The sequence below is a fragment of the Paeniroseomonas aquatica genome, from assembly GCF_030409335.1.
Lineage (GTDB): Bacteria > Pseudomonadota > Alphaproteobacteria > Acetobacterales > Acetobacteraceae > Belnapia > Belnapia aquatica.
In genome coordinates this window covers 1-444 of sequence record NZ_JAUFPN010000043.1, presented here as the reverse complement: position 1 = coordinate 444, position 444 = coordinate 1, and the positions used below count along the sequence as shown (strand labels likewise).

Here is a 444-nt window from a genome sequence, read left to right as displayed (position 1 = left end):
AGGAACTGGCCAAGGTAGCGTCCCAGGACCGTACTGGAGCCCTGACCCATGCCGCGATCCGCCGGGAAATCGACGGCTGCGGGCTCAAATTCAATAATGAGCACGGCGCGGCGCAGGTGGCAGCGATCTATGCCTTAGGCACCGCCGGTGGGGTGGCATTCCTGACCGGGATTGCTGGCGCCGGTAAGTCCACCCTGCTGACCCCATTGGTGATGGCCTACCACGCCGATACTCGCTTCAGTCCGAATGGGCGAGAGGTCATCGGCACGGCCAATGCCTGGCTGCAGGCCGATGCCTTGAAGGATGCCGGGGTAGACCGGACCATTGCTCTGGATCCGCTGCTTCGCTCCATTGATCGGGGCAAGTGGAAGCCGACGCGGAACACGGTCCTCATTATCGAGGAAACGGAACGTGTCAACGACGATGAGACAGGGATGGGCCTAA

At 61.9% G+C, this 444-nt stretch carries 1 protein-coding gene; it reads left to right on the top strand.

The features are described 5' to 3' along the window. The coding region (locus QWZ14_RS05640; protein ID WP_290315659.1) for an AAA family ATPase at nucleotides 1–444 on the top strand (444 nt) is incomplete at both ends.